Source organism: Paracoccus sp. J56 (genome assembly GCF_019633685.1).
GTDB classification, from domain to species: domain Bacteria; phylum Pseudomonadota; class Alphaproteobacteria; order Rhodobacterales; family Rhodobacteraceae; genus Paracoccus; species Paracoccus kondratievae.
In genome coordinates this window covers 15,637-41,715 of sequence record NZ_JAFL01000025.1, presented here as the reverse complement: position 1 = coordinate 41,715, position 26,079 = coordinate 15,637, and the positions used below count along the sequence as shown (strand labels likewise).

Here is a 26,079-nt window from a genome sequence, read left to right as displayed (position 1 = left end):
ACCATGCCCACCCTGACCTACTCCCACTGGCGCGATGTACCCGCGAACACCTGGCGCTGGCCGAACTTCTCGGCCGCCGAGATCGCCTGCCGCGGCACCGGCGCGATCAAGATCAACACGGAAGCCATGGACAAGCTGCAGGCCCTGCGCGACCGCCTCGGCAAGCCGCTGATCATCCGCTCTGCCTATCGCAGTCCGGAGCACAACCGTGCTGTCGGCGGGGCCCCGGCCTCGAAACACATGCAGGGCACCGCCTTCGACATCGCCATGGCGAACCACGATCCGGTCACATTCGCCGAAGCCGCCCGTGCCGTCGGCTTCCTTGGCTTCGGCACCTATCCCCGCTCGGGCTTCATGCACATCGACCTCGGGCCTGCCCGGTCCTGGGGCGATCCCTTCCCGGTGCGGCCTGTGCCCTTCGCGCCGGAACTGCCGCCTGCGCGCGAAGCCCTGTCGGAAAGCCGCACGCTCCGGGGCGGGGGTGCTGCGGGCGCCGCCACCGTCGGCGCCGCCGGTGTTGAAGTGCTGCAGGACGTCCTCGCGGAAACACAGTCCACGATCCAGCCGCTTGTGCCCTACCTCGACACCCTGCGCTGGGTGCTGATCGCCATCGCGCTGATCGGCATCGCCATCATCATCCACGCCCGGCTGGACGACTGGAAGCGGGGCCAGCGGTGATCGGCTGGCTCCTCACCTATGGCCCGGCGCGGAAGGCGCTGGGCCTTTTTCTCGCCGCGGGAGCGATCCTGCTGTTCCTGATGAACCTGCGTCGCGCCGGTGAGCGCGCTGGGCGTGCCGCCGAACGGCTTGATGCCAGAGAGAGAAACGATGCCGTCCACCGCCAGATGCTCGACGCCGCCGCCCGCCGCCCTCATGATCGCGATGCTCTGGCTCACCGGCTGCGCGATGGTCGGTTCTGACATTAGGGCACCATGTCCACCCGTGGTCGACTATACCGCGGCAGATCAGGTCCGCGCGGCTGACGAGGTCGAAGCCCTGCCGGAAGGTGCCGTCGTCGTCCGGATGCTCAGTGACTACGCCGTGCTGCGCGATCAGGCGCGGGCATGCAGGTAATGATTAACTCACGCACCGAAATAGGTTCGAGATTCTGGCGCTAGCCCTCTTGCGACGAAGATGCGCCCGGGGTCATCCTAGGCGAAAGGTTTCACTGTTCGCTAGGCGTTCGATGCAGATTTCCTCGATCCTCGATTACATTGACAATGGCCACATGGCGCTGCCGGAATTCCAGCGCGGATATGTCTGGGGACGAGAACAGGTTCGAGGACTTTTCCAGTCGCTGTATCGCGGGCATCCTGTCGGGAGCCTTCTGGTATGGGCGACGGACGCGTCCACAGCCACGCATCGCGGCGACGGCAAGCTCGCGCCAGGGGTCGTCAAGCTCCTCCTGGACGGCCAACAGCGCATCACCTCGCTCTATGGTGTGATCCGAGGCAAACCACCGCGCTTCTTCGATGGAAACGCAAAGGCGTTCACGGATCTCAGGTTCAACCTCGCCAGCGAAGACTTCGAGTTCTTCCAGCCGATCAAAATGCGGGACGATCCGCTCTGGATCGACGTTACCGAGGTCATGCAGAAGGGGAACGCTGGCATCGGCGTGTTCCTGACCACGCTCAGCCAGAATCCGGAGAATCTGCCGAAGATCGGCGAGTATGTCGGGCGCTTGAACCAGCTTCTCGGGATCCGCGACAAGGCGTTCCACATCGAGGAGGTTACGGGTGCCGACAAGACCCTTGATGTGGTGGTCGACATCTTCAACAGGGTAAACAGCGGCGGAACCAAGCTGTCGAAGGGCGATCTGGCGCTCGCCAAGATCTGCGCAGACTGGCCTGAAGCGCGCGACACGATGAAAACCAGCATCGCGCGCTGGCGCTCGGAGGGCTACGACTTCACCCTCGATTGGCTGCTACGCTCGGTGAACACGGTCCTGACGGGCGAGGCAAAGTTCCTCTATCTCCACTCGCAGGGCGCTGACGAGATCGCCAGCGCCCTGAAGCGTGCGGTCAAGCACATCGACACTGCGCTGAACATGATTGGCGGGCGGCTGGGTCTCGACCACGACCGCGTGCTATTTTCGAAGTTCGCCGTGCCGGTCATGGTTCGTTATCTGGATAGCAAGGGCGGCCATCTCGATGCGAAGACTCGCGACAAACTGCTCTTCTGGTTCGTCCAGACGGGGATGTGGGGGCGCTTTTCGGGATCGGTTGAGAGCTTCATCGACAAGGACCTCGGGATCCTCGAGCAGAGCGGCGGTGATCTGGACAAGCTGATCGGCGAACTGCGGCTGGCACAGGGCGGACTGCGGGTCGAGCCTGGTCATTTCCATTCGTGGAGTGTCGGCGCGCGGTTCTATCCGGTGCTGTATATGCTCACACGCATGACCGAAGCCCGGGATTGGGGCACTGGCCTGCCGTTGAAGAACAATCTTCTAGGCAAGATGAGCCGTCTCGAGGTCCATCACATCTTCCCCCGCGCGCGCTTGTACGAGGCGAAGTACGCTCGAGCTGAGGTGAATGCCTTGGCGAATTTCTGCTTCCTGACCAAGGACACGAATCTCGCGATTTCCGACCGCCGACCGGAAGATTACTTCCCCGAGATCGAGGCCTCACATCCCGGCGCATTGCGGTCGCAATGGATCCCCGATGATCCGACGCTTTGGCGGATCGAGAACTACCGCGACTTCATGGAAGCGCGCAAAGCATTGCTGGCCGAAGCCACGAACGCTTGCCTCGCATCCCTGCTGCACGACGACACATCATGGCTTGATGGTTCTCGGGCAGCCAAGATCACTGATCGGGTGCTTCTGGGCGGCATCGCGAGCGAAGATGAAGCTAAAGAACTGGAGACGCTGAACGATTGGGTGGCAGCTCAGGGGCTTGCGCATGGGCAGATGGCATATGACTTCGTCGACCCGGAGACGGGAGAGCAGCGTGCCATCTTCGATCTGGTCTGGCCGAGTGGAGTTCAAGAGGAACTGACGGAGCCGGTGGCGGTCCTGCTGGGCGAAAGCGCGGAGCTCATTTCGATGGCCAGCGCCGCGGGGTTTCGGTGCTTCACATCGACCGCCGCCTTCAAGTCCTACGTCAGGGGGCTCAATGCGCCGAACACCGGCCTTGCGGCGGAGTAGCAGCATAGGAGGGGACACTGCGGGCACCGCTTTTCAGGGGGGCTCGTCGAACGTTGACCAGGTGTTGACAAGAATTCGGAATGACAAAAGCCGAGCGTTATGCTCGGCTTTGAAGTCTTTGATAGTATTGGATTTTTTGGTTGCGGGGGCATGCAACCAACGATACTTGCGATTGGTCGAACAGCAGGTGCCAAAACTTGCCGCGTAGCATATCCGCACTGGGCATCGGGACGATGCCGATCAGGTCAAACGGCCCGAGTAAGCCGTTCCGCGCGACCTTTCAGCCTGCCGCCATCGCCAGGCGCGCGGCCCGGCGTTCGGCCTGCACGTCCGGGTCGGGGTCCAGTCCCGCCGCCAGCAGCGCCTGCGTATAGGGTTGGCGCGGGTTGTCGAAGATCTGGCGCACGGTGCCTGCCTCGACCACCCTGCCCTTCTGCATGACCATGACGTGATCGGCGAAGTCGCGCACCACCGGCAGGTCGTGGGCAATGAAGATGAAGGCGATGCCCAGGGAGTTGCGCAGCCCGTCCAGAAGCTCGATCACCTGCGCCTGGACCGATACGTCCAGCGCCGAGACCGCCTCGTCGCAGATGATCAGCTCCGGCTCCAGCGCCAACGCGCGGGCGATGGCGATGCGCTGGCGTTGCCCGCCCGAGAACTGATGCGGGTATCGCCCGGCCATCTCGGGCTTCAGCCCGACCTGATGCAGCAATTCGGCCACGCGGGCCTTCCATTTCGACCGGGGCAGGATGCCGGGATGAATGACCCAGCCCTCGGTGATCAGCTGCCAGACGGTCATGCGCGGGTTCAGGCTTTGCGTCGGATCCTGGAACACCATCTGCAAGTCGCGGCGCAGCGCGAACAGCTGGCGTTCCGACATGGCGAACAGGTCCTGTCCCTTCCAGTGGGCCTCGCCGCCGGTCGGTTCCTCCAGCCGCAAGAGCATCTTGGCCACGGTCGATTTACCCGAGCCGCTTTCGCCGACGATGGCGAGGGTCTCGCCCGCCATCAGGTCGAAGGAGACATCCTCGACGGCGGCGAAATCGCCATAGACCTTGCGCGCATTGCGCACGGACAGCACCGGCTCGGCGGGCGGCAGGGGCTCGTGCATCGCGCCCTTGCCGGGCGCCGCGCCGATCAGCTTGCGGGTATAGGGATGGGCGGGGTACCGATAAACCTGCCGGGTGTCGCCGGTCTCGACCACCTCGCCCGCATTCATCACCACAACGCGGTCGGCGATCTCGGCCACGACGCCAAGGTCGTGGGTGATGATCAGAACGCCCATGCCGGTTTCCTGCTGCAATTCCTCCAGCAGGGCCAGGACCTCGGCCTGAACGGTCACGTCCAGCGCGGTGGTGGGCTCGTCGGCGATCAACAGGTCGGGCTTCAGCGCCAAGGCCATCGCGATCATCAGCCGCTGGCGCTGCCCGCCCGAGAACTGATGCGGATATTTCCCCATCGAGCCCTCGGGGTCCGGGATGCCGACGCGGCCCAACAGCCGCAAGGCCTCGGCCCGCGCCTGCGGGCGGGCCATGCCATGGACGGTCATCGTCTCGACGATCTGCCAGCCGATGGTATAGACCGGGTTCAGATGGCTCAGCGGGTCCTGGAATATCATCGCGATCTTGTGGCCATTCACCTTGCGGCGTTCCGAGGCGCTCAGCTTCAGCAGATCGCGACCCTCGAAGATGATCTGGCCGCTGGTGATCATGCCCGGCGGCATGTCGATCAGGTCCATGATCGCCGAGGAGGACACCGACTTGCCCGAGCCGCTTTCGCCCAGGATCGCCAGGGTCTCGCCCCGGTCCAGATCGAAGCTGACATTCCTGACCGCCCGGACGGTGCCGGCCGCCGTGTGGAATTCGACCGACAGGTTCCTGACCTGCAACATCGGCTCAGCCATTCCTGCGCCCCCTCATTTCAAGCCGCCAGCGTTGGGTCGGATCCAGCGCGATGCGCATCCAGCCCGACAGCAGGTTCAGGGACAGCGTGGTCAGGATGATCGCAAGGCCCGGCCAGAAGGACAGCCACCACGCAGTCGTCAGGTATTGCCGCCCCTGGCTGATCATCAGCCCCCAGGTGATTTCCGGCGGCTGGATGCCGATGCCCAGGAAGGACAGAGAGCTTTCGGCCAGCATCACGAAGGCGAAGTCCAGCGTGGCGATGGTCATCAGCGTCGGCAGCACCACCGGCAGGATATGGCGGAAGACGATCCGCCGGGGCGAGGCGCCCATCACCCTGGCGGCCTGCACGAACATGCGCTCGCGTACCTCCAGCACCTCGGCGCGGGTGGTGCGCAGATAGACCGGGATGCGGGTGATCGCCAGCACGATCACCAGGTTCAGGATCGACGGTCCCAGGATATACAGCACCACCACCGCCAGAAGCAGCGACGGAAACGACATGATCACATCGGCCAGCCGCATGATCGCCTGCCCGGTGCGCGGGCCGGCATAGCCCGCGATCAGCCCCAGCACCGTCCCGATCAGGGCCGAGAAGAACACCGCGCCCCCGGCCACCATCATTGTGTTCTGGGTGGCGACGATGATCCGCGCCAGCAGCGGGCGGCCAAGCGCATCCGCGCCGAGGATCCACAGCCAGCCGCGTTCCCACTCGAACGGCGGCGCGTTGCGCCCGCGCAGGTTCTGCTTCTGCGCCACCTCGTCCAGCCATGTCGGCCCGATCAGCGCAAGAACCAGCACCAGCAGCAGAAACAGCACCGCCGCCAGCGCGAACTTGTCGGCCCAGAGCATCCGGGCGAAGCGGACCAGCGGCTTCGGCTCGTCGGGAATGATGTCGATGCTGGTCATGGCTCAATACCGGATGCGCGGATCGAGCAGCGCATAGGCCAGGTCGATCAGCAGGTTCATGAGGAAGATGGCGATGGCGGTGATCATGATCGCGGCCAGCACGACGTTGAAATCGCGTTGCAGAATGGAATCGATCATCAGCTTGCCGACACCGGGAAAGCCGAAGATCGTCTCGATCACCACCGCGCCGTTCAGAAGCGCCGCCGCCTGATCGCCGATCACGGTGATGACCGGCAGCATGGCGTTGCGCAGCGCGTGGACGAAGATGATCGGGCGCGTCTTCACGCCCTTGGCCCGCGCGGTCTTTACATAGGCCGAGGACAGCGCGTTGATCATCGAGCCGCGCACGACCTGCACGATCAGCCCGAAGGGGCGGATGAACAGCACGCCGATGGGCAGGATCCAGTGCCAGACGCTGCCCGTCCCCGAGGTCGGCAGCCAGCCCAGGCCCACGGAAAAGACCACGATGGCCACGATCGCCACCCAGAAATCCGGCGCCGACGCCCCGATCAGCGAGGTCAGCGAGGCGATGCGGTCGAAGAACCCGCCCACCCGGAACGCCGCCATAGAGCCGACGACGATGGCCGCCACCGTCACCAGCGTCATGGTGATGACGGCCAGCTGCAGCGTCCACAGGAAGGCTTCGCTGACCACCTCGAAGGCCGGGCGCGCGCGGCGCACGGAATCGCCGAAATCCAGATGCAGCAGGTCCCAGACATAGCGGCCGAACTGCACCAGGATCGGATCGTTCAGCCCGTATATCTCGCGAAACTGCTGGCGCATCTCCTCGGAGGCTTCCGAGGGCAGGTAAAGCGCCGCCGGATCGCCCGTCAGCCGCGACAGGAAGAAAACGGCGACGACCAGCAGGATCAGCGAGATCAGGCTGGCGAATGCGCGTTTGCGTATGAAACTCATCATGGCCGAAGGCTCCGGTCGGTTTGGGCGGGGATGGCCCCCGCCCGGCTGTCAGGTCACTTGAAGGCGATATCCGCCAGCGGAAGCTGCGAATTCGTCGCCATCGTCGGCTTCCAGTCCAGGCGCTCGTTCACGCGGCTGAAGCCGACCATGTGGAACAGCAGCAGGTCGGCCACCACCTCGTCGTGCAGATAGGCGTGAAGCTCCTTCCACAGCGCCTCGCGCTCATCCCCGGTCGCGGCCTGGGCGCGGTTGATCAGGTCGTCGACCTTGGGATCGCTGATCCCCGACTGCCGCCCGTCCGAGGCATATTTGAAATACATCGAGAAGGACGGATCGCCACGCGAATTGTCATGCATGGCGACGACCACCATCGGCCCGCGGCCTTCCGGGTAAGGCTTGGAGTAAAGCTTCTCGAACTCGGCCACTTCGTAGAATTGCAGCTCGACGGTGAAGCCCGCCTCTTGCAGCATCTGCTGGACCGCTTCCAGGATCTCCACGTTGTTGGGGAAATTCGCCGTGCGCCCGATCAGCGTGATCGGCGTATCGGTGGCGACGCCGTCGGCCTTGGCTTCTTCCAGCAGGCGCGCGGCCTCTTCGGGGTCATAGGGCCAGACCTCGACGTTTTCATTCCAGCCAAGCGTGGGGGGCGGATAGACGGCCGTGGCCAGCAGCGCGCCTTCGGGGACCAGCGTGCCGATGAAGGCCTCGCGGTCGATGGCCAGGTTCATCGCCTTGCGCACGCGCAGGTCGTCGAAGGGCGCAACCGAGTGATCCAGCCGGCCATAGACCGTCTCGCTGTCCAGATAGGAGAAATCGGTCGCCGGATTGGTCGCATCCAGCGCTGCGATCGAGGGCGAGATATCGGCCTCGCCCGTCGCCACCATCGCCGCGCGCACCGCAGGGTCGGCCCGGAACAGATAGGTTGCCCCGGTCACCGCAGGCGTCTCGCCCCAGTAATCGTCGCGCAGGCTCAGCACGATGCGCTGGCCCGGCGTCCATTCGGTCAGGGTATAGGGGCCGGTGCCGATGGGCTCGCGCACGAATTCGATCGGGGTTTCCTCGGGCACGATCGAGATCAGGGTCAGCAGCAGGGGCAGGATCGGCTGCTGGGGATCGGCCTTGAAGTCGATGGTATGGTCGTCCACCACCTCGGCCTCGATGGTCATGCCGCCGAAATAGCGCGGCACCTCGCAGGTGATCGAGGGGTCCATCGCCCGGTCGAAGGAATGCTTCACGTCGCGCGCGTCGAAACCCGTCCCATCGGAGAAGGTCACGCCCTGCCGCAAGTGGAAGCGCCACGAGCCATCCTCCAGCTGTTCCCAGCTTTCGGCCAGCTTCGGCTGCAACCCGCCGCCCTCGCGCAGGTCCAGGAAGGCCAGCGTCTCGTTGATGTTCTGAAGCGTCACCCGCCCGATATTCGAGCGCGTGGACATGCAGGGTTCCAGCAGGTCCACCTCTTCGTTCAGCACGATGCGGACGGTGCTGTCCTGCGCGAAAGCGGGGGTCAGCATCGTCGCGGCGGCAAGCGTCCCCCATATCAAGGATCTTCTGATCATTCGTTCCTCCCGTGGATATCGGATCAATTCATTCGACGGCTGTTGCGCGACGCGAGGCGCGGGACGCGATCAGGGCCGCAAGGCAGATCAGCACGCCGCCGATCCAGACCGAGGGCTTCGCCACTTCCGAAAACAGCAGATAGCCCAGCACGGCGACCAGCGGCAGCCGCAGGAAATCGACCGGCGCGACGATGGACGCATCGGCCAGGCTGAAGGCATGGGTCATCAGCGCCATGCAGCCCGCGCCCAGAACGCCTTGTAATGCCAGCAGGCCCAGCTGTCCGGCGCTCGGCATGGTCAGGAACGGCAGCGCCAGCAGGAAGGCCAGCGGGACGGTCAGCAGCAGGTTCCAGATCACCAGCGTCGCCGTCCGGTCGCCCGAGGACATGCTTTTCAGCATCAGCTGGATCACCGCCTGCACCACGGCCCCGATCAGCGCGAAGCCGATCGCCGGCGTCAGGCCGGCACCGACCGGTCCGGCCACCAGGAACGCCCCGCAAAAGCCGGTGGCGACGGCCAGGATCTTCAACCCGCCCAGCCTTTCGCCCAGCATCAGCGATGCGCCAAGGACCACGAAGATCGGCGAGGTGAAGGCGATGGCCGTCACATCCGTCAGCGGTCCCTGCGCGAAGGCGGCAAAGAATGCGACCAGTGCGACCAGCTTCAGCGCCGCACGGATCAGATGCTGGCGCAGCGGATAGGCCGATTCCAGCACCGAGGGCCGCATCACCGCCATCGGCAGAACCACCAGCGCGCCGAACAGGGCGCGGGTGAAGGCAATCATCATCGGATGAACGCCGCCGTCCAGCTGCCGCACGATGGCGGCATCGACGGCAGAAAGCGCGGCACCCATCGCCGCCAGCCCGACCGCCAGCATCGCTGTCCCGCCTCGTGCAACCGTCCAAGCCATGCCCCCTCCGAAAACCCGCGCCGACACTCCTCCAGCACGGTTGCCGAACCATCGGGCAGGCCATCAATTTTGTCAATAAAAAATCTCCATAAGATCATGGCCTCAGGATGCTTGCATTTATATATTTGTTTTTACTGTATTAATTTACATTACGAACAATCTATCTGCTCAGTTTCTTATCTTTCAACTTGACAACTGCTTTCGTTATGCGCTGTCTTCCCGTCAATTCGACGCAGGAGAAGCATATGCGACCAGAGGATATCGCGCGGCGCATGGACGGGCGCCTGACCAGCGCAGCGGAGGGGATGCAGCAGGCATTCCTGCCCTCGCCCATGGTGCAGAATCATGCCGCCTTCCTGTCGCTGGCCGATGACGGCGCGCTGATCTGCGCCTGGTTCGGCGGCACGCTGGAGGGCAAGTCGGACATCTCGATCCATGCCTCGGTGCTGCTGCCCGGCGCGGATGCGTGGGGACCCGCGCAAAGGCTCAGCCACGATCCCGATCACTCGGAACAGAACCCGGTGATCTTCGCTGCACCCAATGGCGGGCTGTGGCTGTTCCACACCTCGCAACCCTCGGGCAATCAGGACCAGTGCCGCATCCGCATGGCGGCGCTGCATCGTAACGGGGTGGCGATCACCGCCGAGGAGGGGCGCTTCCTCGACCTGCCGCGCGGCTGTTTCGTGCGCGCCCCGGTCCGGCTGCGCGACGACGGCGCCTGGCTGCTGCCGATCTTCCGCTGCGTTCAGCGCCCCGGCCAGAAATGGAACGGCAGCCACGACACCGCCGCGATGGGCGTCTCGATGGATGGCGGGCAAAGCTGGCGGCTGGAGGACGTGCCGGACTCTGTCGGCTCGGTCCATATGAGCCCGGTCGATCTGGGCGAAGGGCGCATGGCCGCCTTCTATCGCCGCCGCCAGTCCGATTTCGTCCACCGCTCGGACAGCGCGGATGGCGGGCACAGCTGGGCCGCGCCGGTGGCGACGGACGTGCCGAACAACAATTCCTCGATCGCCGCCATCACCCTGCGCGACGGGCGGATCGCGATGATCTGCAACCCGGTCAATGCCGCGATGTCGCCCGACCGCCGCGCCTCGCTGTATGACGAGCTGGGCGAGGATGACGACCGCCCCGACGCCGACCCCACAGGCGGCTGCGTGCCCGTCTGGGGTGTGCGGCGCGCGCCGGTGGCGATCTGCATATCCAGCGACGGCGGGCGAACCTTCCCGCGGCGTTACCTGGTCGAGGACGGGCCGGGCACCTGCACCTCGAACGATTCGACGGACGGGCGCAACAAGGAAATGTCCTATCCCTGGCTGCTGGAAGGCCCGGACGGCACCCTGCACCTCGCCTATACCTACCACCGCCGCGCCATCAAATACCTGCAACTGCAACCTGGCTGGGAAAGCCGCCTTTCGGAGGCTCTGACATGAGCGACATCATCGGCATCACCATGGGCGACCCCGCCGGCGTCGGCCCCGAGATCAGCGTCAGGGCGCTGGCCGACATGTCGCCCGAGGACCGGGCGCGGACGCTGATCTATGGCAACCGCGCCACTCTGGAGGCCGCGAAGGCGGTCGCAGGCATCGAGCTGGACCTGGCCGAGCGGGTGGTGAACATCGACTATGACGGCGCCCCCCTGCCCTGGGGGCAACTGTCCCCGGTCGCGGGCGACGCGGCCTTCCGCTTCATCGAACGCGCCGTCCAGGACGCGCAGGCCGGCCGGATCGGCTGCATCGTCACCGCGCCCATCAACAAGGAGGCGCTGAACGCCGCCGGCCATCACTATGACGGCCATACCGGCATGTTGCGCAGCCTGACAGGCGCCGAGGCCGCCTATATGCTGCTGGCGTCCGAGCGGCTGAAGGTCATCCATGTCTCGACCCATGTTTCGCTGAAGGACGCCATCGCCCGCGCCACGACCGAGCGGGTGCTGGCCACGATCCGCGCGGGCAACGCCCATCTGAAGCGCATCGGCGTCAGTGCGCCACGCATCGCGGTCGCCGGGATCAACCCCCATTGCGGCGAGAACGGGCTGTTCGGGACCGAGGACGCCGACCAGATCGCCCCCGCCATCGCCGCCGCCCGCGCCGAGGGGATCGACGCCTACGGCCCGATCTCGGCCGATACCGTGTTCCACCGCGCCTATTCCGGCGCATTCGACCTGGTGGTCGCGCAGTATCACGACCAGGGCCATATCCCGATCAAGCTGGTGGCTTTCGACACGGCGGTGAACGTCTCGGTCGAGTTGCCCATCGACCGCACCTCGGTCGATCACGGCACCGCCTTCGACATCGCGGGCCAGGGCGTCGCCGATCACGGCAACATGAATTCCGCCATCGCCTATGCCCGCAAACTGGTTTCCGGAGGATCGAGATGAGCTTCGCCATCGAGGGCGTCTATTGCGCCGCCGCCACGCCCCTGAAAGCCGACGGCACCCCCGACCTGCCCCTGTTCGGCGCCCATGCCAAGGCACTGATCGAGGAAGGCTGCCACGGCATCGCCATGCTGGGCTCGACCGGCGAGGCGAACAGCTTCTCCGTGCGCGAGCGCATGGACCTGCTGGAAGCCGCGATCGCCGGCGGCACCCGGCCCGACCAGATGCTGCCCGGCACCTCGTCCTGCGCGGTGACGGATGCGGTCGAGCTGACCCGCCACGCGGTGCAGGCGGGCGTCAAGGGCGTGGTGCTGCTGCCGCCCTTCTATTACACTGCCTTCAGCGATGAGAGCCTGTTCCGCTTCTATGCCTCGATCATCGAAAAGGTCGCGGATGATCGGCTGAAGGTGATCCTCTACCACATCCCGATGCTGACCGGCGTACCGATCAGCCATGAATTGATCGCGATGCTGGTCGAGGCCTTCCCCGATACCGTCATCGGCATCAAGGACAGCGACGGCAAGATCGAGAACATGCACGCGATGGCCGCCCGCTTCCCCGGTTTCGCCGTGCTGGCCGGGGCCGATCCGCTGCTGCTGCCGGTCCTGCAAGGCGGCGGCGCGGGCTGCATCACCGCCAGTTCCAACCTCGTCGCGCGGGAATTGCGGGTGGTTTACGACCATTGGAACGACCCGGCGAAGGCCGCCGAGGTGAAGGCCGCGCAGGACGTGATCGTCGCGTGGCGCAACCTGACCAACAGCTACACCCAGCTTCCCACCGTCAAGACCATGCTGGCCCGGCGCCGCGGCGACATGGGCTGGATGAACGTGCACCCACCCTTCTCGCCCCTCTCCGAGGGCGAGGCCGCGAAGGTCTGGGCCGTCATGGACGAATTGGAGAGCAAGGCATGAGCATGAGCCGCATCATCACCCTGCATCAGCCGAAACGGCTGGAAATCGGTGCGGGCGCCTCGGCCCGCACCGGCGCATGGGCGCATGACGCGCGGAATGTCCTGGTCATCGCCAGCCCGCATACCGCCGGTTTCGCGGACAGGCTGGGGCTTGCGGGCCAGGTCTCGGTCTTCGACGCCATTCCGGGCGAGCCCGACATCGCGACCTTCGACGCCGCCATCGCCGCCGCGCGCGAGGCCCGGCCCGACCTGGTGATCGGGCTTGGCGGCGGCTCGGTCATGGACGTGGCCAAGTTGGTCGCGGCGATGTGGGACGGCGAGCAGTCGCTGGCCGATGTCGCCGGCCCGAACCGGGTCTCGGGGCGCCGCTCCGGCCTTGTGCAGGTCGCGACCACGGCGGGCACCGGGTCCGAGGCGGGCATCCGCGCGCTGATCACCGATCCCGGCAAGGGCAACAAGATCGCGGTGGAAAGCCCGCATCTGATCGCCGACCTGGCGGTGCTGGACCCCGAGCTGACCTTCTCGGTCCCGCCTGCGGTGACGGCCGCGACCGGGATCGACGCGATGGCCCATTGCGTCGAGGCCTTCACCAACCGCAACGCCCATCCGGTGATCGACGGCTTCGCCCGCATGGGGATCGGCCTCGTCGGCCGCTACCTTGCACGCGCCGTCCGCGACGGTTCCGACACCGAGGCGCGCGAGGGGATGATGCTGGCATCCTTCTACGGCGGCATCTGCCTTGGCCCGGTCAACACCGCGGCGGGACATGCGCTGTCCTATCCGCTTGGCACGCTGCTGCACCTGCCGCACGGGCTGGCCAATGCGATCATCTTCCCGCATGTGCTGGCCTTCAACGAACCCGTGGCCCAGGCCAAGACCGCCGAGATCGTGGCCGCCCTGGGACTTGGCGAAGGCGATCTTCTGACCCGCGCCCATGCCTTCTGCGCGGATCTGGGGGTCGAGATGCGGCTGTCCGCGCATGGCGCGACCGAGGACCAGCTGCCCCGCTTCGCCAGTGACGCCCATGCCATCCGCCGCCTGATGGACAACAACCCCCGCGACATGACGCCCAAGGAGGTTCTGGCCATCTATCGCGCCGCTTTCTAGGGCGCGCGCCGATGAAGCTGTGCATCATCGCCGACGACCTGACCGGCGCGCTGGACAGCGCCGCGCCCTTCGCCGGGCGCGGGCTGGCGGTCCAGGTCGCGCTGTCGCCCGAGGCGGTGGCCTCGGTCGCGGCAAGCGGCGCGCAGGTGATGGCGGTCAGCACCCGCTCGCGCGATGGCACCAAGGACGCGGCGCGCAAGGCGATGGCGCAGGTCGTGGCGGCGCTGCCCGCAGGCGTGCCAGTCCTGAAGAAGATCGATTCGCGGCTGAAGGGGCATGTCGCCGCCGAACTCGCGGTGCTGGACCCGGCGCGGATGCTGGTCGCCCCCGCCATTCCCGATTTCGGGCGGATCACGCAGGCCGGCCATGTCGGGGGCTACGGCGTCGCCCGGCCCCTTTCCATCGCCGAAGCCCTTGGCCCGCTGGCCGGCCGCGCCGTCATCCCCGACGTGACCAGCGCCACTGAGTTGGCCGCCGCGCTGGACAGGACGCAACCGGGCGACCTGCTGGTCGGCGCGCGCGGGCTGGCCGAGGCGCTGGCGATCCGCATGACCGGGCAGCCCGCAGCCACACCGGTCCTGCCGCGCGCCGCGCGCAGCCTGCTGGTCATCGGCTCTCGCGATCCGATCACGGTGGAACAGGCACGACAGGTGCAGGCCTCGGGACTGGCGGCGGTCCTGCCCGCCCCCGCGGGCGAAGCGGTACCAGACGCCACCGCGCCGCATCTGCTGGTGCAGGCAGTGGCGGGGCAGGCCACGCGAACCGGATCGCAGGTCGCCGAAGCCCTGGCCCGCAGCGTCCATCCCCGGCTTACCGCCGGTCGGCAGGCGCTGCTCTTGTCCGGCGGCGCGACTGCCGAGGCGGTGCTGGCGCATATGGGCATCACCTCGCTGCGGCTTGCGGGCGAATGCCTGCCTGGGTTAGCTGTGGCATATGGGGGCGAAATCAGCATCATCGCCAAATCTGGGGGCTTCGGCGCGGCCGATACCCTCGCCACCTTGCTGGAGATGTTTCGGGGGCAGAACTGATGGCGGAGCCGGAAAAGCGGGCGCGGAAATCCCTCAGCGAGATCGTCTTCGAACGGATGGAACGGGCGATCAAGTCGGGCTCTTATCGCCCCGACGAAAGACTGCCGACCGAACATGACCTGGCCGCCGAATTCGAGGTCTCGCGCCCCGTGATCCGCGATGCGCTGAAAAAGCTGCGCGAGCGCGGCCTGATCTATTCGCGCCAGGGCGCGGGCAGTTTCGTGCGCACCATCGGGTTGAAGCAGCCGCTCGGCTTCGGGCCGCTGGAAAACGTCTCGGACCTGCTCAGCTGCTATGAGTTCCGCCTGACGCTGGAACCCGCCGCCGCCGCCTGCGCGGCCGAGCGGCGCGACGACGCCGCGCTGGAACGGATCGCCGCCGCGCTGGAGCTGATGCGCGACGCCACCAACCGCCAGAGCCACCGCGAGGATGCCGATTTCCAGTTCCACCTGGCCATCGCGATCGCGTCCGAGAACAGCTATTTCTCGATCGCGATGGAGGCGCTGAAGGACCATATCGCCGTCGGAATGCGCTTCCACGGCGCCTCGGTCAAGCGCGAGGCCAGCGGGCTGGCGCGGGTCTTCGACGAGCATGCGGGGATCTTCGAGGCGATCCGGCTGCAGGACGGTGCCCGCGCGCGCGACCTGATGCGCGATCACCTGACCCATTCGCGCGACCGGCTGTTCACAAGGCGCAAGCCCGCCCTCGTCTCCGACGCCGGCAACGGCCCGCCGCTGGCCACCCAAGGCCAGCCCTGACAGCGGGCATGCCGTGTTTCCGCTGTTCGCAAAATTCCTCGACCTGCTTTTCCTCGCCCAGACCCCGCAGCAAGAGCGCAGCGCCAGTTAAAGCAAATCGGGCAGACAGAGCCCCGGACGCTCCTCAGCTAGAGAATAAGGCGTTCCAGACGCGCCTTCATCCCTGCCGCGACCTTGAAACTGTCGTCCTGATGCTGCTTGCGGCAGAACAACTCGCCGCTCCACCAGCCCACATAGCCCGTCGCCTTCACCGCATCCACCCATTCCTGAAGGTTCAGCACGCCACCGCCGGTGGGCACGTCGCGCAGCACCGCCTCGTCCGGGATGCCGCCGTCGTGGCGCAGCGAATCGCAGACATGCACGCCATAGATCGCATTCCTTTCGATCCGCGCGATCCGCTCGGGCGTATCCCCCGAGACATAGCAATGCCAGAAATCCACCACTATCTTCATATTGCTCCGCCCCGCCCGGTCGATCAGCTCCAGCTGGTCCGAGACGGTGTTCAGCGGACACCAGCCAAGCGCCTCGAAGTAAAGGATCAGCCCCCTCTCGGCGGCCATGTCGGCCAGCCGGGCCAAGTTGCGGGCGGTGATCCGCATCTGCTCGTCACGGGACAGGCCAAGGACGCCGGAATAGCCGGTCACCGGCCGGCCAGCGGCATGCGCCCTGACCGTGGCGACCGAGACCGGACCGGTGATCGCCTGCACGGCCTTCGCCCCCGCGATCTGCGCCAGATGGAAAAGCTCGGCGGCATCCCGCCACAGCGATTCTTCGGCCCCGCCATGCCGCTCGATATCCATCAGGAAGCCGGTGCCCGGAATGTCGTAACCGCGCAGGCGCTCGGCCAGGTCGGCCTCGGTCCATCCGGCGGCAAGGAAGGCGCGCATCTTGGCGGCGGAGATCTCGATGCCGTCATAGCCCAGATCGGCGGCGATCTTCAGGTCCATCGCCATGGGTGCGTCCTTGGCGATCAGGGAATGGAGGACGATTGTCTGGCGTTCGGCGGACATGGGTTTTCCTTTCCTAGGATATACGGAGTTTCCGCGCGAGCCGCCGCCCCGGCAATTGCGCAGTCCGACGAATTCTTGCGCAACCTGACGCAATCGCCACGCGCTGTTGCGTCATTGGCGTCATGCTTGCGAAATTGCCAACCCCACCGCCTCCCGGCTTACTGCGTCAACAGGCCGGAAGGAGATACGGGATGGACTGGGCGGACTATGTCATCGTCGGTGGAGGATCGACCGGCTGCGTCATGGCGGCACGCCTCAGCGAGGACGCAGACGCGCAGGTCGTCCTGCTGGAGGAAGGGCCGCGCGACCTCAGCCCCTATATCCATATCCCCGGCGCCTATTACAAAACCGCGCAGGGCCCGCTGCTCAAGCGCTTCCCTTGGGAGCCGACGGACGGCCAGAGCCGCCAGGAGCAGCCGACGATGGTGCAGGCCAGCGTGTTGGGCGGCGGCTCTTCGGTCAATGCGATGATCTATATCCGGGGCAATCCAGACGACTACGCGACATGGGAAACCCTGGGGGCGTCCGGCTGGGGTTATCAGGACGTCCTGCCCTATTTCCGCAAGGCGGAGAACAACAACCGCTTCTGCAACGAGGCCCACGGCATCGACGGGCCCTTGGGGGTCTCGGACATCGACCATATCCATCCGCTGACCCGCGCCTGGCTGCAAGCTTGCCAGCAGCAGGGGCTGCCGCTGAACCCGGATTTCAACTCGGGCGATCAGGCCGGCTGCGGGCTCTACCAGATCACCGCGCGGAACGGACGCCGCAGCAGCGCGGCGGTCGCCTATCTGAAGCCCGCGCGCAAACGCAGGAACCTTTCGGTGCGCACCGGGGCGCGGGTGCTGCGGGTGCTGGTCGAGAACGGTCGCGCGACGGGTGTCGAATATGTCGCCAAGGGTCGGACCCGGACGATCCGCGCCCGGCGCGAGGTCATCCTGTCGGCGGGCGGAATCAACACGCCCAAGCTCCTGATGCTGTCCGGCATCGGTCCGGCGGACGAACTGCGCCGCCATGGAATCGAAGTCGTCCACGACCTGCCGGGCGTCGGGCAGAACCTTCAGGACCATATCGAGATTTCGCTGATCTATCAGCTCAATGGCCCCCATAGCTATGACAAGTACAAGAAGCTGCACTGGAAGGCGCTGGCGGGACTGAACTACCTGCTGTTCAAGGGTGGCCCGGCTTCCTCCAACCTGATCGAGGGCGGCGCCTTCTGGTGGGCCGACCGGGCGGAAAGGCATCCCGACGTGCAATATTTCATGGTCGTCGGCGCGGGGGTCGAGGAAGGGGTCGAGGCCGTCCCAGGCGGCAATGGCTGCACGATCAACCTTGGCCAGATCCGCCCGCGTTCGCGCGGCGAGGTGCGGCTGACCAGCGCGGATCCCGCCGCCTTCCCCCGTGTGATCCCGAATTATTTCAGCGATCCCCATGACCTGGAAACCATCACCGACGGCACCATGTTCGCGCTGCAGGTGATGGAGCAATCCGCGATCAGCCGCTATGTCGAGCGCCGCCAATTGCCCGAGGCCGGACCTGTCACCCGCGATCAGATCCGGCGCTTCTGCCAGACCACGGCCCATGCGGCTTTGCACCCGGCGGGCACCTGCCGGGCCGGAGTGGATGACATGGCGGTCGTCGATCCGCAATTGCGCGTCCATGGCATCGAGGGGCTGAGGGTCGCCGATGCCTCGATCATGCCAACGCTGATCTCGGGCAACCCGAACGCTGTCTGCATCATGATCGGCGAGAAGCTGTCGGACATGATGCGCCGCCGCTGACGGCGGCGTTTCTCGGCGCCTCCCCGAGGAGAGATTTCCGGCACCCTCGCCGACCTGGCCACGGGCAAGGACGAGGCGATCATTGCCGATCTTTCCTGGGGCGGCCGGACCACGCTGAACGGCGGCTTCTTTCACGAACTGCCACTGATGTCGGCGGCGGAGGCCATTGCCTCCTGCCCGGGACAGTTGCGCGTCATCGTGGGCCGAAGGAAACCATCGTCACCCCGCAGCCCATCTCCGGCAACCGTCGAAGGGTTCAGAACCAACCTGTAACCCGGTGGCGGCTGGCGTCGCCCTGCCCGCCGTCGCATCCTGCCTTTAACCCATGCTGCCGGCAAGCGCGCGAACGCGGACGGCGGCTTCCGTCAGGTGTTCCTCGGGCAGGCTGCCTTCGGCGACGGCCGACAGGATGCGAGTGCGGACCTGTTCCAGATCGTTCGCCGCCGACAAAAGCAGCAGGTCGGACCCTGCGCGCAAGGCCTCGACCGCCGCCGTCGGGACGTCGCGCTGGCCGCGCAGGGTGCCGATGGCGTCGAGGTCGTCGCTGACCACCATCCCGGTGAAACCCAGCCCCCGCAGCGCGGCGATGGTGGTGGCAGAAAGCGACGAGGGCATTACGGCGTCCATCCCCGGCACCAGCGACGGCCCGGTCATCGCCGCGCGCACACCCGCGGCGATGGCCGCGCGAAAGGGAACCATGCCGGGCGCCAATGCGTCGGCTCCGCCGCTGACCGTGGCCGCATCCACCGCCGGATCGCCGTCGATGTCGTGATGGCCGGGGAAGTGCTTGGCGGTGGCGACGACGCCCGCCGCCTCGACGCCGCGGATAAAGGCGCAGCCGATCCGCGCCACCTCGGCCGCATCGGTGCCCAATGTCCGGCCCTGCAGCCAGGGATTGCGCCCGGTCACCACGTCGATGACCGGCGACAGGAACATGGTCACGCCCATTCCGCGCGCCGCCTGGGCCATGCGGAACGCGACCCGCTCGATCTCCTCCGAGGCCATGGCGTACAGCACCTGGTTGTCGGGCAGTTGCGGCACCAGCCCGTGCAGCCGGCGGATGCCCGAGGGCTCCTGATCCAGCGCCACCAGCGCCGGGCCGGCAAGGCCGGTGATCCGGTCGGTCAGTGCGCGCAACTTGTCGGCGCTTTCACCCCGGCAGCGGGCATCCGACATGCGTCGCGCGACATATTCCGCCCGCGTTTCACCGATCAGAAGGGCGCGGCCGCCCTGATCCAGGAAACGCGCCATCGGATCGGTCAGCATCAGGTCGTCAATCGCCGGCAACAGCACGGCATGGGCATCGGCCTCCAGGCACATCTCAGGTTTCTTTGCGGGTTGAATTCAGTCGGCCGGATCGCCCGGCGCCAAGCCTCGCGCGCGCAAGAGCGCGTCCAGATCCTCGCCTCTGGCGACCGCCTCGGCGATATCGGCGGCGGCCTCGTGCCCGACCAGGGGCACCAGCCCGGCGGCAAGGGTGCCGGGTGCCGACAGATTGCCGGCGCAAGCCTCGGGCACCGCCCGAATGTCCTGCACGCAGCGTTCGGCAAAGATGCGGGCGGCGCTCTCGATCATGCCCAGGCTGGTCAACAGGCAATGCGCCATCAGCGGCTCGAAGGCGTTGCGTTGCAACTGCCCGGCCTCGGCCGCCATACCAACGGCGACATCGGCCCCGGCAACGTGAAAGGCAACCTGGCTGACCATTTCCGGGATCACGGGATTGACCTTGCCCGCGATCAGCGGCGAGCCGGGCTGGACGGCGGGCAGCGCGATCTCGCCGATGCCGCCGCGCGGGCCGCTGGACAGCAGGCGCAAGTCGTTCGCGATCTTGGAAAGCGTCACCGCGATGCCGCGCAAGAGCGACGAGAACTGCACCAGGCCAGCGCTGTTCCAGGCCGCGCAGACCAGATCGTCGTCGCGGCGCAGGGGCAGTTCGGTCAGGCGCTGCAACTCGGCGATCACCGTCTCGGCGAAATCCGGCTGCGCGGCCAGGCCGGTGCCGACCATGGTGCCGCCCAGGTTCAGCCCCGCCAGGCCTTGCGATGCCGGCCAGATCCGTGCCGCCTCGTGCCGCAGCGCGGTCGAGAAGGCGTGGAACTCTTCGCCCAGGGTCATCGGCGCCGCGTCCTGCAGATGGGTGCGCGCTAGCTTGAGGATGCCGCCGAATTCCTGCGCTTTTCCGGCGAAGGCTTCGGCCAGCGCCAGCAGCGCCCGTTCCAGCCCCGGCGCACCCTGCATCAGCGCGATGCGTAGCGCCGTGGCATGGACGTCGGTGGTGGATTGCGAGCGGTTGACGTCGCGGATCGGGTGCAGGTGCTCATACTGGCCGCAGGCGCGACCCATCAGTTCCAGCCCGCGATTGGCGATCACCTCGTTCAGGTTCATGTGGCTGGAGGTGCCGCCGCCGCCCTGGAACACGTCGATGACGAAATGACCGGCATGCTGGCCGGCCATCAGCTCGTCGCAAACCCGGCCGATCACCTCGGTCTTGCGTGCCGACAGCTTGCCCAGCCGGTAATTCGCCGCTGCCGCAGCCTTTTTCGTCAGCGCCATGGCGCGGATCAGCGGCGCCAGCGACCCGATCCTCATGCCCGAGACCGGGAAGTTCTCGGCCGCGCGCAGCGTGTTGATGCCATAGAGCGCCTCGCCCGGCAGCCGGCGGCTGCCCAGCTCATCGCTTTCGATGCGGGTCCAGGATTCGCCGGGAATCATTGCGCCTCCTTGGTGCCTGTCAGCCTTTGGGGTGCAGCTCGACCGCCAGCCAGACGGAATCGGTGTCGGCGTAGTAGCGGTGCCATGGATAGGTCCATTGGTTCCTGCCGGTCACGCGGCAGAACGGATCATGCGAATAGCCGGTCGGCATGATCACATCCTCGTAGAGGGTATTCTCGTCGCGTTCGGCGAATTTCTGCATCCGGCCGAGACCGTGGATCTGGGTATGCACCTCAAGAAAGGGATGCTCGTTATGGATGAAGCAATCCGTATCGCCCGGCGACCACCACAGGTTCAGCTTCAGCTCGAACTCCTGCGGTTCCTCGGCCGTGCGGCGTTCGTTGGTAAAGACATGGGGGTCGATCGTGACTAGGCCGATGCTGTCCTGGGCCGAGATGAACAGCGGCGTGTCGCGCGGAAAGCTCTTGATCCGGTTGCCGAGCCAGTCCCAGCCACGGAACATGCAGCCACCGAGGTTGGTGGGCTTGAGCACCTTGATGATCGCCGCCCGCTCGCCCGAGCGAATCGTCCCACCCCTGAGCCAGGTCGACTTCCACGCCGGGACGATGCCGGGGTGATCGGTGCCGGTCACCAGCGGTTCGGGCGACAGGTTGACGACGACGGCGTCCTCGACCATGTAATCCTCAGGATTTTCAACAAGCTGCGCCTTGATGAACTCGTCGGCAAAGGCAAGGTCGCGGATCTGGTTGTGCATGGTGATGTCCCCGGGGATGCTGGATATGGCGCAAGGACAGCACGGAAAGACCTTCCAGACCATTGCGCGACCACCGCAAAACTGACGCAGACTGGCGCGATTTCGGGCATCGCGCGCGTCGGTTCATACCGGTTTGATCATGTCGGGGCTTTCGCCCAGATATTCACGCGCCTCGCGGGGAATCGAGGCGTCGTTCATGTCCAGCGTCGTGGTGGCCTGCAGTTCCGCCCGGCTCAGCAAACCGGGGCGGCGGTAATGCAGCACCGCACGGGTCGAGAAGGGCTGGCGAAACATCGTCGCCGCGACACCGCTGACGATGCCGAACATGAAGCGCTTGGCGCTGCGCTGCACGGTCGAGAAGATGCCAAAGGTGAATTCGTTGCGCTGCACCGTCTCGAAGTCGATGGTGAAGACGCGATCCTCTACCGGGAAGGTAAAGCCGTGATACTTGAAGATGTATTCGGTGCGCGACGGGTCGTCGTAGCTGGGAAAACGCTCGACGTAATAGTGGTTCAGGAAATCCCCGCTTTGGAAGATGCAGAAGGCCGAGCGCAGGATCTTGCGCGCGTAGATCGAGGAATACTGGTAGCGGTCATAGCAGCCGACATATTCCCCCATGTCGGTCTTGGTCGAGACCGCCACCGTGTCGAGAAAACGCGCAACCTGCGGCGCCCGGCGCAGATGGTCCAGCACGTCGAAGAAGTTGCCGTCGACCAGAGCGCGGAAACGCTCATGTTCGCTGAACAGGACGTCGGGGCCGAGGCCGAAGAAATTCGCGATCAAGCGTGTGTTGCCCGACGAGGGCATGTGGCGGCCCGACAGGTATTTGTTGAACTGCTGCCGATTGATGCCGAGCTTGCGGCAGATCTGCGAGATCGAGCCCTGCCGGTCGCAAAGCAGGCGCAGGTTTGCGGCGAAATTCGCCATGCGGTCGGCGGGGTCGTGGGTGAGGTCTGACCGGGTCATCTCCAGATCCTTGCGCAAGCCGTGCGTCAGTCTGCGTCATGAAACGAATGAATGCGAAATTGCGACAAATTCGTCAAGGCCGCAGCATGCTGGCAGTTGAACGCAGATTTGCACCGCCATGCCAAGGGTGCAGCAACCAGACGGGGAATCTCATGAAGCTTACCGGTGGACAAGTCGTAGCGCGTGCGCTGAAGGAATACGGCGTCGAATATGTCGCGGGCGTGCCGGGCCACGGCATCTGGTCGCTGTTCGACGCCTTCCTGCAGGAAGGCTCCGAGATCCCCTTCATCCAGGTCATGCACGAGCAGAGTGCCGTCCATATGGCGGATGGCTATTATCGCGCCTGCGGCAAGCCGATGGCCTGCTCGACCTCGGTCGGGCCGGGGGCGGCGAACACGATCATCGGCCTGGCGACCGCCTATACCGATTCGACGGCGGTGTTCTATGTCTCCGGCTCGCCGCAGACCTACATGCAGGGCCACGGCACCATGCAGGAGATCGAGCGTCAGCAGGACAACGCCTTCCCGCGCATCACCGAACAGGTGACCAAGCGCGCCTGGCAGGCCCATTCGGTCAGGACGCTGCCCTCGATCATGCACCGCGCCTTCAGCGAGATGCTGACCGGCCGCCCCGGCCCGGTTCATGTCGAAGTCCCGATGGATGTTCAGGTCGAGGCCGAGGAGGTCACCATCCACCCGCTGGACAAGCGCCTGCCCGTCGGAGTCGCTTATCCCGATCCCAAGGCGATCGAGGCGGCCGCCAAGGTCCTGCTGTCGGCCCGCCGCCCGGTGATCGTCGCCGGCGGCGGGGCGATCACCGCCGATGCGTCGGCCGAACTGACCGCGCTGGCCGAAAAGCTGGGCGCAGCCGTGTCCATCACCTGGAACGGCAAGGGTGCCATCGCCGAGGACAACGAGTTGTTCATCGGCGCCGTCGGCCAGACCGGCACCACCTGCGGCAACCAGATCACCGCCTCGGCCGATGTGGTGGTCTCGGTGGGCTGCCGCTTCACCGACTGGTCGGCCTCGTCCTATGCCAAGGGCGTGTCCTTCAGCTTCCCGCCCGGCAAGCTGATCCATATCGACCTGGACCCGCGCGAGATCGGCAAGAACTATCCGACCGAGGTCGGCATCGTCTCGGACGCGAAGATCGCGCTTGGCCAGCTGCTGGAGGCGATCAGCGATGCCGACGCCACTGCGCTGCGCGACCGCAACGCCGATTTCCACGCCGAGGTGCAAAAGGCCAAGGCCGACTGGCACGCACAGGTCGAACCGCGCGAGAACAGCCGCGAGACCCCTTTTACCTCGCAGCGGCCGCTGGTCGCGCTGCGCAAGGTGCTGCCGCGCGACGGGATCGTCGTGGTCGGCTCGGGTAACACCCAAGGCTCGGTCAAGCAGAGCTTCCCCGTCTATGAGCCGCGCACGCATTTGACCTCGGGCTCCTATTCGCCGATGGGCTGGGCGGTGCCGGCGGCCATGGGCGCCAAGCTGGCCTGCCCGGAAAAGAAGGTCGTTGCCATCGTCGGCGACGGCGACTTCATGATGTCCTTGCCGGAAATGGGCACCGCCGTGATGAACGGCATCAACGTGGTCTTCCTGGTGCTGAACAACCAGGGCTACATGTCGATCCGCGGCGGCCAGCGCAAGTTCATGGGTCGTCACATCGCGTCCGAGTTCAACCACCATGCCGGTAACGGCGAGCCTTATTCTGCCGATCTCACCGCCACCGCCAAGGCCTTTGGCCTGGAGGCCTGGAAAGTGGTGAAGGACGAAGATCTGGAATCGACGCTGGAAAAAGCGCTGAACACCGACGGCCCGACACTGGTCGAGGTAATCGTGTCGCGCGACGCCGCCGGCCCCTTCGCCACCGGCTGGTGGGATTTCCCCTCGCCCGCCTATTACGAAAAAGAGCAGGAAGCCTATGCCGAAATGCGCGCGAAAGAGCAGATGCTCTGAGCGCGCGGCGGGGGGCGGCACGCCGCCCCCGCATCCCACCTTTCCTGCCCTCACCCTTTTTCCGAAACCAGCACGGGTGGCCGCGAGGGCTCACCCCCAGAGGTAGATTTGCCATGATCCGGCATGTGAAGACCCCGCGCCTGCAGCAGGGCGACCAGACCGACCCCGCCGTCACCGAAGCCGTCGAGAAGCTGCTGGCGCAGGTCGCCGAGGGCGGCGACAGGGCCGTGCGCGAACTCAGCGTCAGGTTCGACGGGCTCGACCGCGACAGCTATCGGCTGACCGAGGCCGAGATCGCCGCCTGCATCGACGGGCTGAGCGTGCAGGAACGCCACGACCTGGACTTCGCACAGGAACAGATTCGCAATTTCGCGCAGGCGCAACGCGACACCATGCTGGACCTTGAGGTCGAGCCGCTGCCGGGCGTCATCCTGGGCCACAGAAACGTGCCGATCCAGAATGTTGGCTGCTATGTCCCGGGCGGGAAATATCCGCTGCTGGCCTCGGCACATATGACCGTGCTGACCGCCAAGGTCGCGGGCTGCCAGCGCGTCATCACCTGCGCCCCACCCTTCAAGGGCAGGATCGCCGACAAGATCGTGGCCGCCCAGGCGCTGGCCGGCGCGGACGAGATCTATTGCCTCGGCGGCGTGCAGGCCATCGCCGCCATGGGCTACGGCACCGAGACCATCGCCCCGGTGGACATGCTGGCCGGTCCCGGCAACGCCTATGTCGCCGAAGCCAAGCGGTTGCTCTTCGGCAAGGTGGGCATCGACCTGTTCGCCGGCCCGACCGAAACGCTGGTCATCGCCGACGACAGCGTGGACGGCGAGATCTGCGCCACCGACCTGCTGGGCCAGGCCGAGCACGGCCCGAACTCGCCGGCGGTGATGATCACCAATTCGGAAAAGCTGGCTCGCGACACGCTGCGCGAGATCGAGCGGCTGCTGCAACTGCTGCCCACCGCAGAGATCGCCCGCAAGGCATGGGTGGATTACGGCGAAATCATCCTGTGCGACACGCTGGACGAGATGGTGGCCGAGGGTGATCGCGTGGCCTCGGAACATGTGCAGGTGATGACCGCCGATCCCGACCATTTCCTGAACAACATGACGAACTATGGCGCGCTGTTTCTTGGCGCGCGCACCAATGTCGCCTTCGGGGACAAGGTGATCGGCACCAACCACACGCTGCCGACATTGCGGGCCGCGCGCTATACCGGCGGGCTGTGGGTCGGGAAGTTCCTCAAGACCTGCACCTATCAGAAGATCCTTACCGACGAAGCCTCGGCCATGATCGGCGCCTATGCGTCGCGCCTGTGCCACATGGAAGGCTTCGTCGGCCATGCCGAACAAGCCAATATCCGTGTCCGCCGTTTTGGCGGCCGAAACGTGGAATACGGCGCCGCCGTCCAGGCCTGA

General features: G+C 65.9%; 23 protein-coding genes. 13 read left to right on the top strand and 10 right to left on the bottom strand.

The genetic code is table 11. The annotated features are described in order from the left end of the window. Positions 1-3: 3 nt before the first annotated feature. The 4 genes from M511_RS15520 (at position 4) to M511_RS15505 (ending at position 3,145) form a co-directional block, all read left to right on the top strand. A complete protein-coding gene (locus tag M511_RS15520) occupies positions 4-678 on the top strand; it encodes a YcbK family protein (RefSeq protein ID WP_085502678.1) in 675 nt (224 codons plus the stop codon). Then, positions 675-920, top strand: coding sequence for a hypothetical protein (locus tag M511_RS15515; RefSeq protein ID WP_441339022.1), 246 nt, complete (start codon positions 675-677; stop codon positions 918-920). Before M511_RS15520 ends, M511_RS15515 begins: the two co-directional genes overlap by 4 nt. Positions 921-942: 22 nt before the next feature. Continuing rightward, positions 943-1,074, top strand: coding sequence for a hypothetical protein (locus tag M511_RS19480; RefSeq protein ID WP_254901065.1), 132 nt, complete (start codon positions 943-945; stop codon positions 1,072-1,074). Between the two features lie 112 nt (positions 1,075-1,186). Continuing rightward, positions 1,187-3,145, top strand: a complete 1,959-nt coding sequence (locus tag M511_RS15505) for a GmrSD restriction endonuclease domain-containing protein (RefSeq protein ID WP_085502676.1) — start codon at positions 1,187-1,189, stop codon at positions 3,143-3,145. A 280-nt stretch (positions 3,146-3,425) separates the two neighbouring features. Here the strand turns inward: M511_RS15505 and M511_RS15500 are convergent, their stop codons facing one another. Genes M511_RS15500 through M511_RS15480 form a run of 5 tightly spaced genes read right to left on the bottom strand, consistent with a single transcriptional unit; the run spans position 3,426 to position 9,339 of the window. Next, positions 3,426-5,048: an ABC transporter ATP-binding protein gene (locus M511_RS15500; RefSeq protein WP_085502675.1), complete on the bottom strand. Its 1,623-nt coding sequence runs from the start codon at positions 5,046-5,048 to the stop codon at positions 3,426-3,428. Continuing rightward, positions 5,041-5,955, bottom strand: coding sequence for an ABC transporter permease (locus tag M511_RS15495; RefSeq protein WP_085502674.1), 915 nt, complete (start codon positions 5,953-5,955; stop codon positions 5,041-5,043). The genes M511_RS15500 and M511_RS15495 overlap by 8 nt, the downstream gene beginning before the upstream one ends. A 3-nt stretch (positions 5,956-5,958) precedes the next feature. Further along, positions 5,959-6,873, bottom strand: coding sequence for an ABC transporter permease (locus tag M511_RS15490; RefSeq protein ID WP_010397943.1), 915 nt, complete (start codon positions 6,871-6,873; stop codon positions 5,959-5,961). Positions 6,874-6,926: 53 nt separating this feature from the next. After that, positions 6,927-8,429, bottom strand: a complete 1,503-nt coding sequence (locus M511_RS15485) for an ABC transporter substrate-binding protein (protein ID WP_010397940.1) — start codon at positions 8,427-8,429, stop codon at positions 6,927-6,929. A 28-nt stretch (positions 8,430-8,457) separates the two neighbouring features. Then, positions 8,458-9,339 (bottom strand): DMT family transporter, encoded by an 882-nt coding sequence (locus M511_RS15480; RefSeq protein WP_240547669.1) that lies wholly within the window; start codon positions 9,337-9,339, stop codon positions 8,458-8,460. A 245-nt stretch (positions 9,340-9,584) separates the two neighbouring features. On the opposite strand from M511_RS15480, the gene M511_RS15475 reads away from it, so the two are divergent. The 6 genes from M511_RS15475 to M511_RS15450 are packed head-to-tail and all read left to right on the top strand — an operon-like array spanning position 9,585 to position 15,519. Then, positions 9,585-10,772, top strand: a complete 1,188-nt coding sequence (locus tag M511_RS15475; protein WP_085502672.1) for a sialidase family protein — start codon at positions 9,585-9,587, stop codon at positions 10,770-10,772. Continuing rightward, entirely contained in the window at positions 10,769-11,719 is a 951-nt protein-coding gene (gene pdxA / locus M511_RS15470) for a 4-hydroxythreonine-4-phosphate dehydrogenase PdxA (RefSeq protein WP_028714569.1), read from the top strand. Before M511_RS15475 ends, pdxA begins: the two co-directional genes overlap by 4 nt. After that, positions 11,716-12,627 (top strand): dihydrodipicolinate synthase family protein, encoded by a 912-nt coding sequence (locus M511_RS15465; RefSeq protein WP_028714568.1) that lies wholly within the window; start codon positions 11,716-11,718, stop codon positions 12,625-12,627. Before pdxA ends, M511_RS15465 begins: the two co-directional genes overlap by 4 nt. Next, positions 12,624-13,733 (top strand): iron-containing alcohol dehydrogenase, encoded by a 1,110-nt coding sequence (locus tag M511_RS15460; protein ID WP_176224566.1) that lies wholly within the window; start codon positions 12,624-12,626, stop codon positions 13,731-13,733. The genes M511_RS15465 and M511_RS15460 overlap by 4 nt, the downstream gene beginning before the upstream one ends. Before the next feature lie 11 nt (positions 13,734-13,744). After that, complete coding sequence (locus M511_RS15455; RefSeq protein WP_028714566.1) at positions 13,745-14,761, top strand: four-carbon acid sugar kinase family protein; 1,017 nt, start codon at positions 13,745-13,747, stop codon at positions 14,759-14,761. Beyond that, a complete protein-coding gene (locus M511_RS15450) occupies positions 14,761-15,519 on the top strand; it encodes a FadR/GntR family transcriptional regulator (protein ID WP_010397930.1) in 759 nt (252 codons plus the stop codon). Before M511_RS15455 ends, M511_RS15450 begins: the two co-directional genes overlap by 1 nt. A 128-nt stretch (positions 15,520-15,647) precedes the next feature. On the opposite strand, the gene M511_RS15445 is transcribed toward M511_RS15450, so the two are convergent. Next, positions 15,648-16,529: a sugar phosphate isomerase/epimerase family protein gene (locus M511_RS15445; protein WP_085502671.1), complete on the bottom strand. Its 882-nt coding sequence runs from the start codon at positions 16,527-16,529 to the stop codon at positions 15,648-15,650. A 191-nt stretch (positions 16,530-16,720) separates the two neighbouring features. Here M511_RS15445 and M511_RS15440 point away from each other — a divergent pair, with 191 nt between their 5' ends. Further along, the gene (locus tag M511_RS15440; protein WP_085502670.1) at positions 16,721-18,310 is read left to right on the top strand and encodes a GMC family oxidoreductase; all 1,590 of its coding nucleotides are present in this window, start codon (positions 16,721-16,723) and stop codon (positions 18,308-18,310) included. A 318-nt stretch (positions 18,311-18,628) separates the two neighbouring features. On the opposite strand, the gene M511_RS15435 is transcribed toward M511_RS15440, so the two are convergent. The 4 genes from M511_RS15435 to M511_RS15420 form a co-directional block, all read right to left on the bottom strand. Then, positions 18,629-19,630 (bottom strand): glycoside hydrolase family 3 N-terminal domain-containing protein, encoded by a 1,002-nt coding sequence (locus tag M511_RS15435; RefSeq protein ID WP_085502669.1) that lies wholly within the window; start codon positions 19,628-19,630, stop codon positions 18,629-18,631. Positions 19,631-19,654: 24 nt separating this feature from the next. Then, complete coding sequence (locus M511_RS15430; protein WP_085502668.1) at positions 19,655-21,022, bottom strand: aspartate ammonia-lyase; 1,368 nt, start codon at positions 21,020-21,022, stop codon at positions 19,655-19,657. 19 nt (positions 21,023-21,041) lie between these two features. Beyond that, entirely contained in the window at positions 21,042-21,737 is a 696-nt protein-coding gene (locus tag M511_RS15425) for a hypothetical protein (protein WP_085502667.1), read from the bottom strand. A 123-nt stretch (positions 21,738-21,860) separates the two neighbouring features. Continuing rightward, complete coding sequence (locus M511_RS15420) at positions 21,861-22,703, bottom strand: helix-turn-helix domain-containing protein (RefSeq protein WP_085502666.1); 843 nt, start codon at positions 22,701-22,703, stop codon at positions 21,861-21,863. A gap of 152 nt (positions 22,704-22,855) precedes the next feature. Here M511_RS15420 and M511_RS15415 point away from each other — a divergent pair, with 152 nt between their 5' ends. Next, positions 22,856-24,658 carry a thiamine pyrophosphate-binding protein gene (locus M511_RS15415; RefSeq protein WP_085502665.1) on the top strand — a complete coding sequence of 601 codons (1,803 nt, stop codon included), beginning with the start codon at positions 22,856-22,858 and terminating at the stop codon, positions 24,656-24,658. A gap of 113 nt (positions 24,659-24,771) precedes the next feature. Next, positions 24,772-26,079 (top strand): histidinol dehydrogenase, encoded by a 1,308-nt coding sequence (hisD, locus tag M511_RS15410; protein WP_085502664.1) that lies wholly within the window; start codon positions 24,772-24,774, stop codon positions 26,077-26,079.

What these genes read in the sequence shown, in the direction of transcription:
- M511_RS15520 (WP_085502678.1), top strand. Translation starts at nt 4, where the DNA reads ATGCCCACCCTGACCTACTCCCACTGGCGCGATGTACCCGCGAACACC.
- M511_RS15505 (WP_085502676.1), top strand. Translation starts at nt 1,187, where the DNA reads ATGCAGATTTCCTCGATCCTCGATTACATTGACAATGGCCACATGGCG.
- M511_RS15500 (WP_085502675.1), bottom strand. Translation starts at nt 5,048, where the DNA reads ATGGCTGAGCCGATGTTGCAGGTCAGGAACCTGTCGGTCGAATTCCAC.
- M511_RS15495 (WP_085502674.1), bottom strand. Translation starts at nt 5,955, where the DNA reads ATGACCAGCATCGACATCATTCCCGACGAGCCGAAGCCGCTGGTCCGC.
- M511_RS15490 (WP_010397943.1), bottom strand. Translation starts at nt 6,873, where the DNA reads ATGATGAGTTTCATACGCAAACGCGCATTCGCCAGCCTGATCTCGCTG.
- M511_RS15485 (WP_010397940.1), bottom strand. Translation starts at nt 8,429, where the DNA reads ATGATCAGAAGATCCTTGATATGGGGGACGCTTGCCGCCGCGACGATG.
- M511_RS15480 (WP_240547669.1), bottom strand. Translation starts at nt 9,339, where the DNA reads ATGGCTTGGACGGTTGCACGAGGCGGGACAGCGATGCTGGCGGTCGGG.
- M511_RS15475 (WP_085502672.1), top strand. Translation starts at nt 9,585, where the DNA reads ATGCGACCAGAGGATATCGCGCGGCGCATGGACGGGCGCCTGACCAGC.
- pdxA (WP_028714569.1), top strand. Translation starts at nt 10,769, where the DNA reads ATGAGCGACATCATCGGCATCACCATGGGCGACCCCGCCGGCGTCGGC.
- M511_RS15465 (WP_028714568.1), top strand. Translation starts at nt 11,716, where the DNA reads ATGAGCTTCGCCATCGAGGGCGTCTATTGCGCCGCCGCCACGCCCCTG.
- M511_RS15460 (WP_176224566.1), top strand. Translation starts at nt 12,624, where the DNA reads ATGAGCATGAGCCGCATCATCACCCTGCATCAGCCGAAACGGCTGGAA.
- M511_RS15455 (WP_028714566.1), top strand. Translation starts at nt 13,745, where the DNA reads ATGAAGCTGTGCATCATCGCCGACGACCTGACCGGCGCGCTGGACAGC.
- M511_RS15450 (WP_010397930.1), top strand. Translation starts at nt 14,761, where the DNA reads ATGGCGGAGCCGGAAAAGCGGGCGCGGAAATCCCTCAGCGAGATCGTC.
- M511_RS15445 (WP_085502671.1), bottom strand. Translation starts at nt 16,529, where the DNA reads ATGTCCGCCGAACGCCAGACAATCGTCCTCCATTCCCTGATCGCCAAG.
- M511_RS15440 (WP_085502670.1), top strand. Translation starts at nt 16,721, where the DNA reads ATGGACTGGGCGGACTATGTCATCGTCGGTGGAGGATCGACCGGCTGC.
- M511_RS15435 (WP_085502669.1), bottom strand. Translation starts at nt 19,630, where the DNA reads ATGTGCCTGGAGGCCGATGCCCATGCCGTGCTGTTGCCGGCGATTGAC.
- M511_RS15430 (WP_085502668.1), bottom strand. Translation starts at nt 21,022, where the DNA reads ATGATTCCCGGCGAATCCTGGACCCGCATCGAAAGCGATGAGCTGGGC.
- M511_RS15425 (WP_085502667.1), bottom strand. Translation starts at nt 21,737, where the DNA reads ATGCACAACCAGATCCGCGACCTTGCCTTTGCCGACGAGTTCATCAAG.
- M511_RS15420 (WP_085502666.1), bottom strand. Translation starts at nt 22,703, where the DNA reads ATGACCCGGTCAGACCTCACCCACGACCCCGCCGACCGCATGGCGAAT.
- M511_RS15415 (WP_085502665.1), top strand. Translation starts at nt 22,856, where the DNA reads ATGAAGCTTACCGGTGGACAAGTCGTAGCGCGTGCGCTGAAGGAATAC.
- hisD (WP_085502664.1), top strand. Translation starts at nt 24,772, where the DNA reads ATGATCCGGCATGTGAAGACCCCGCGCCTGCAGCAGGGCGACCAGACC.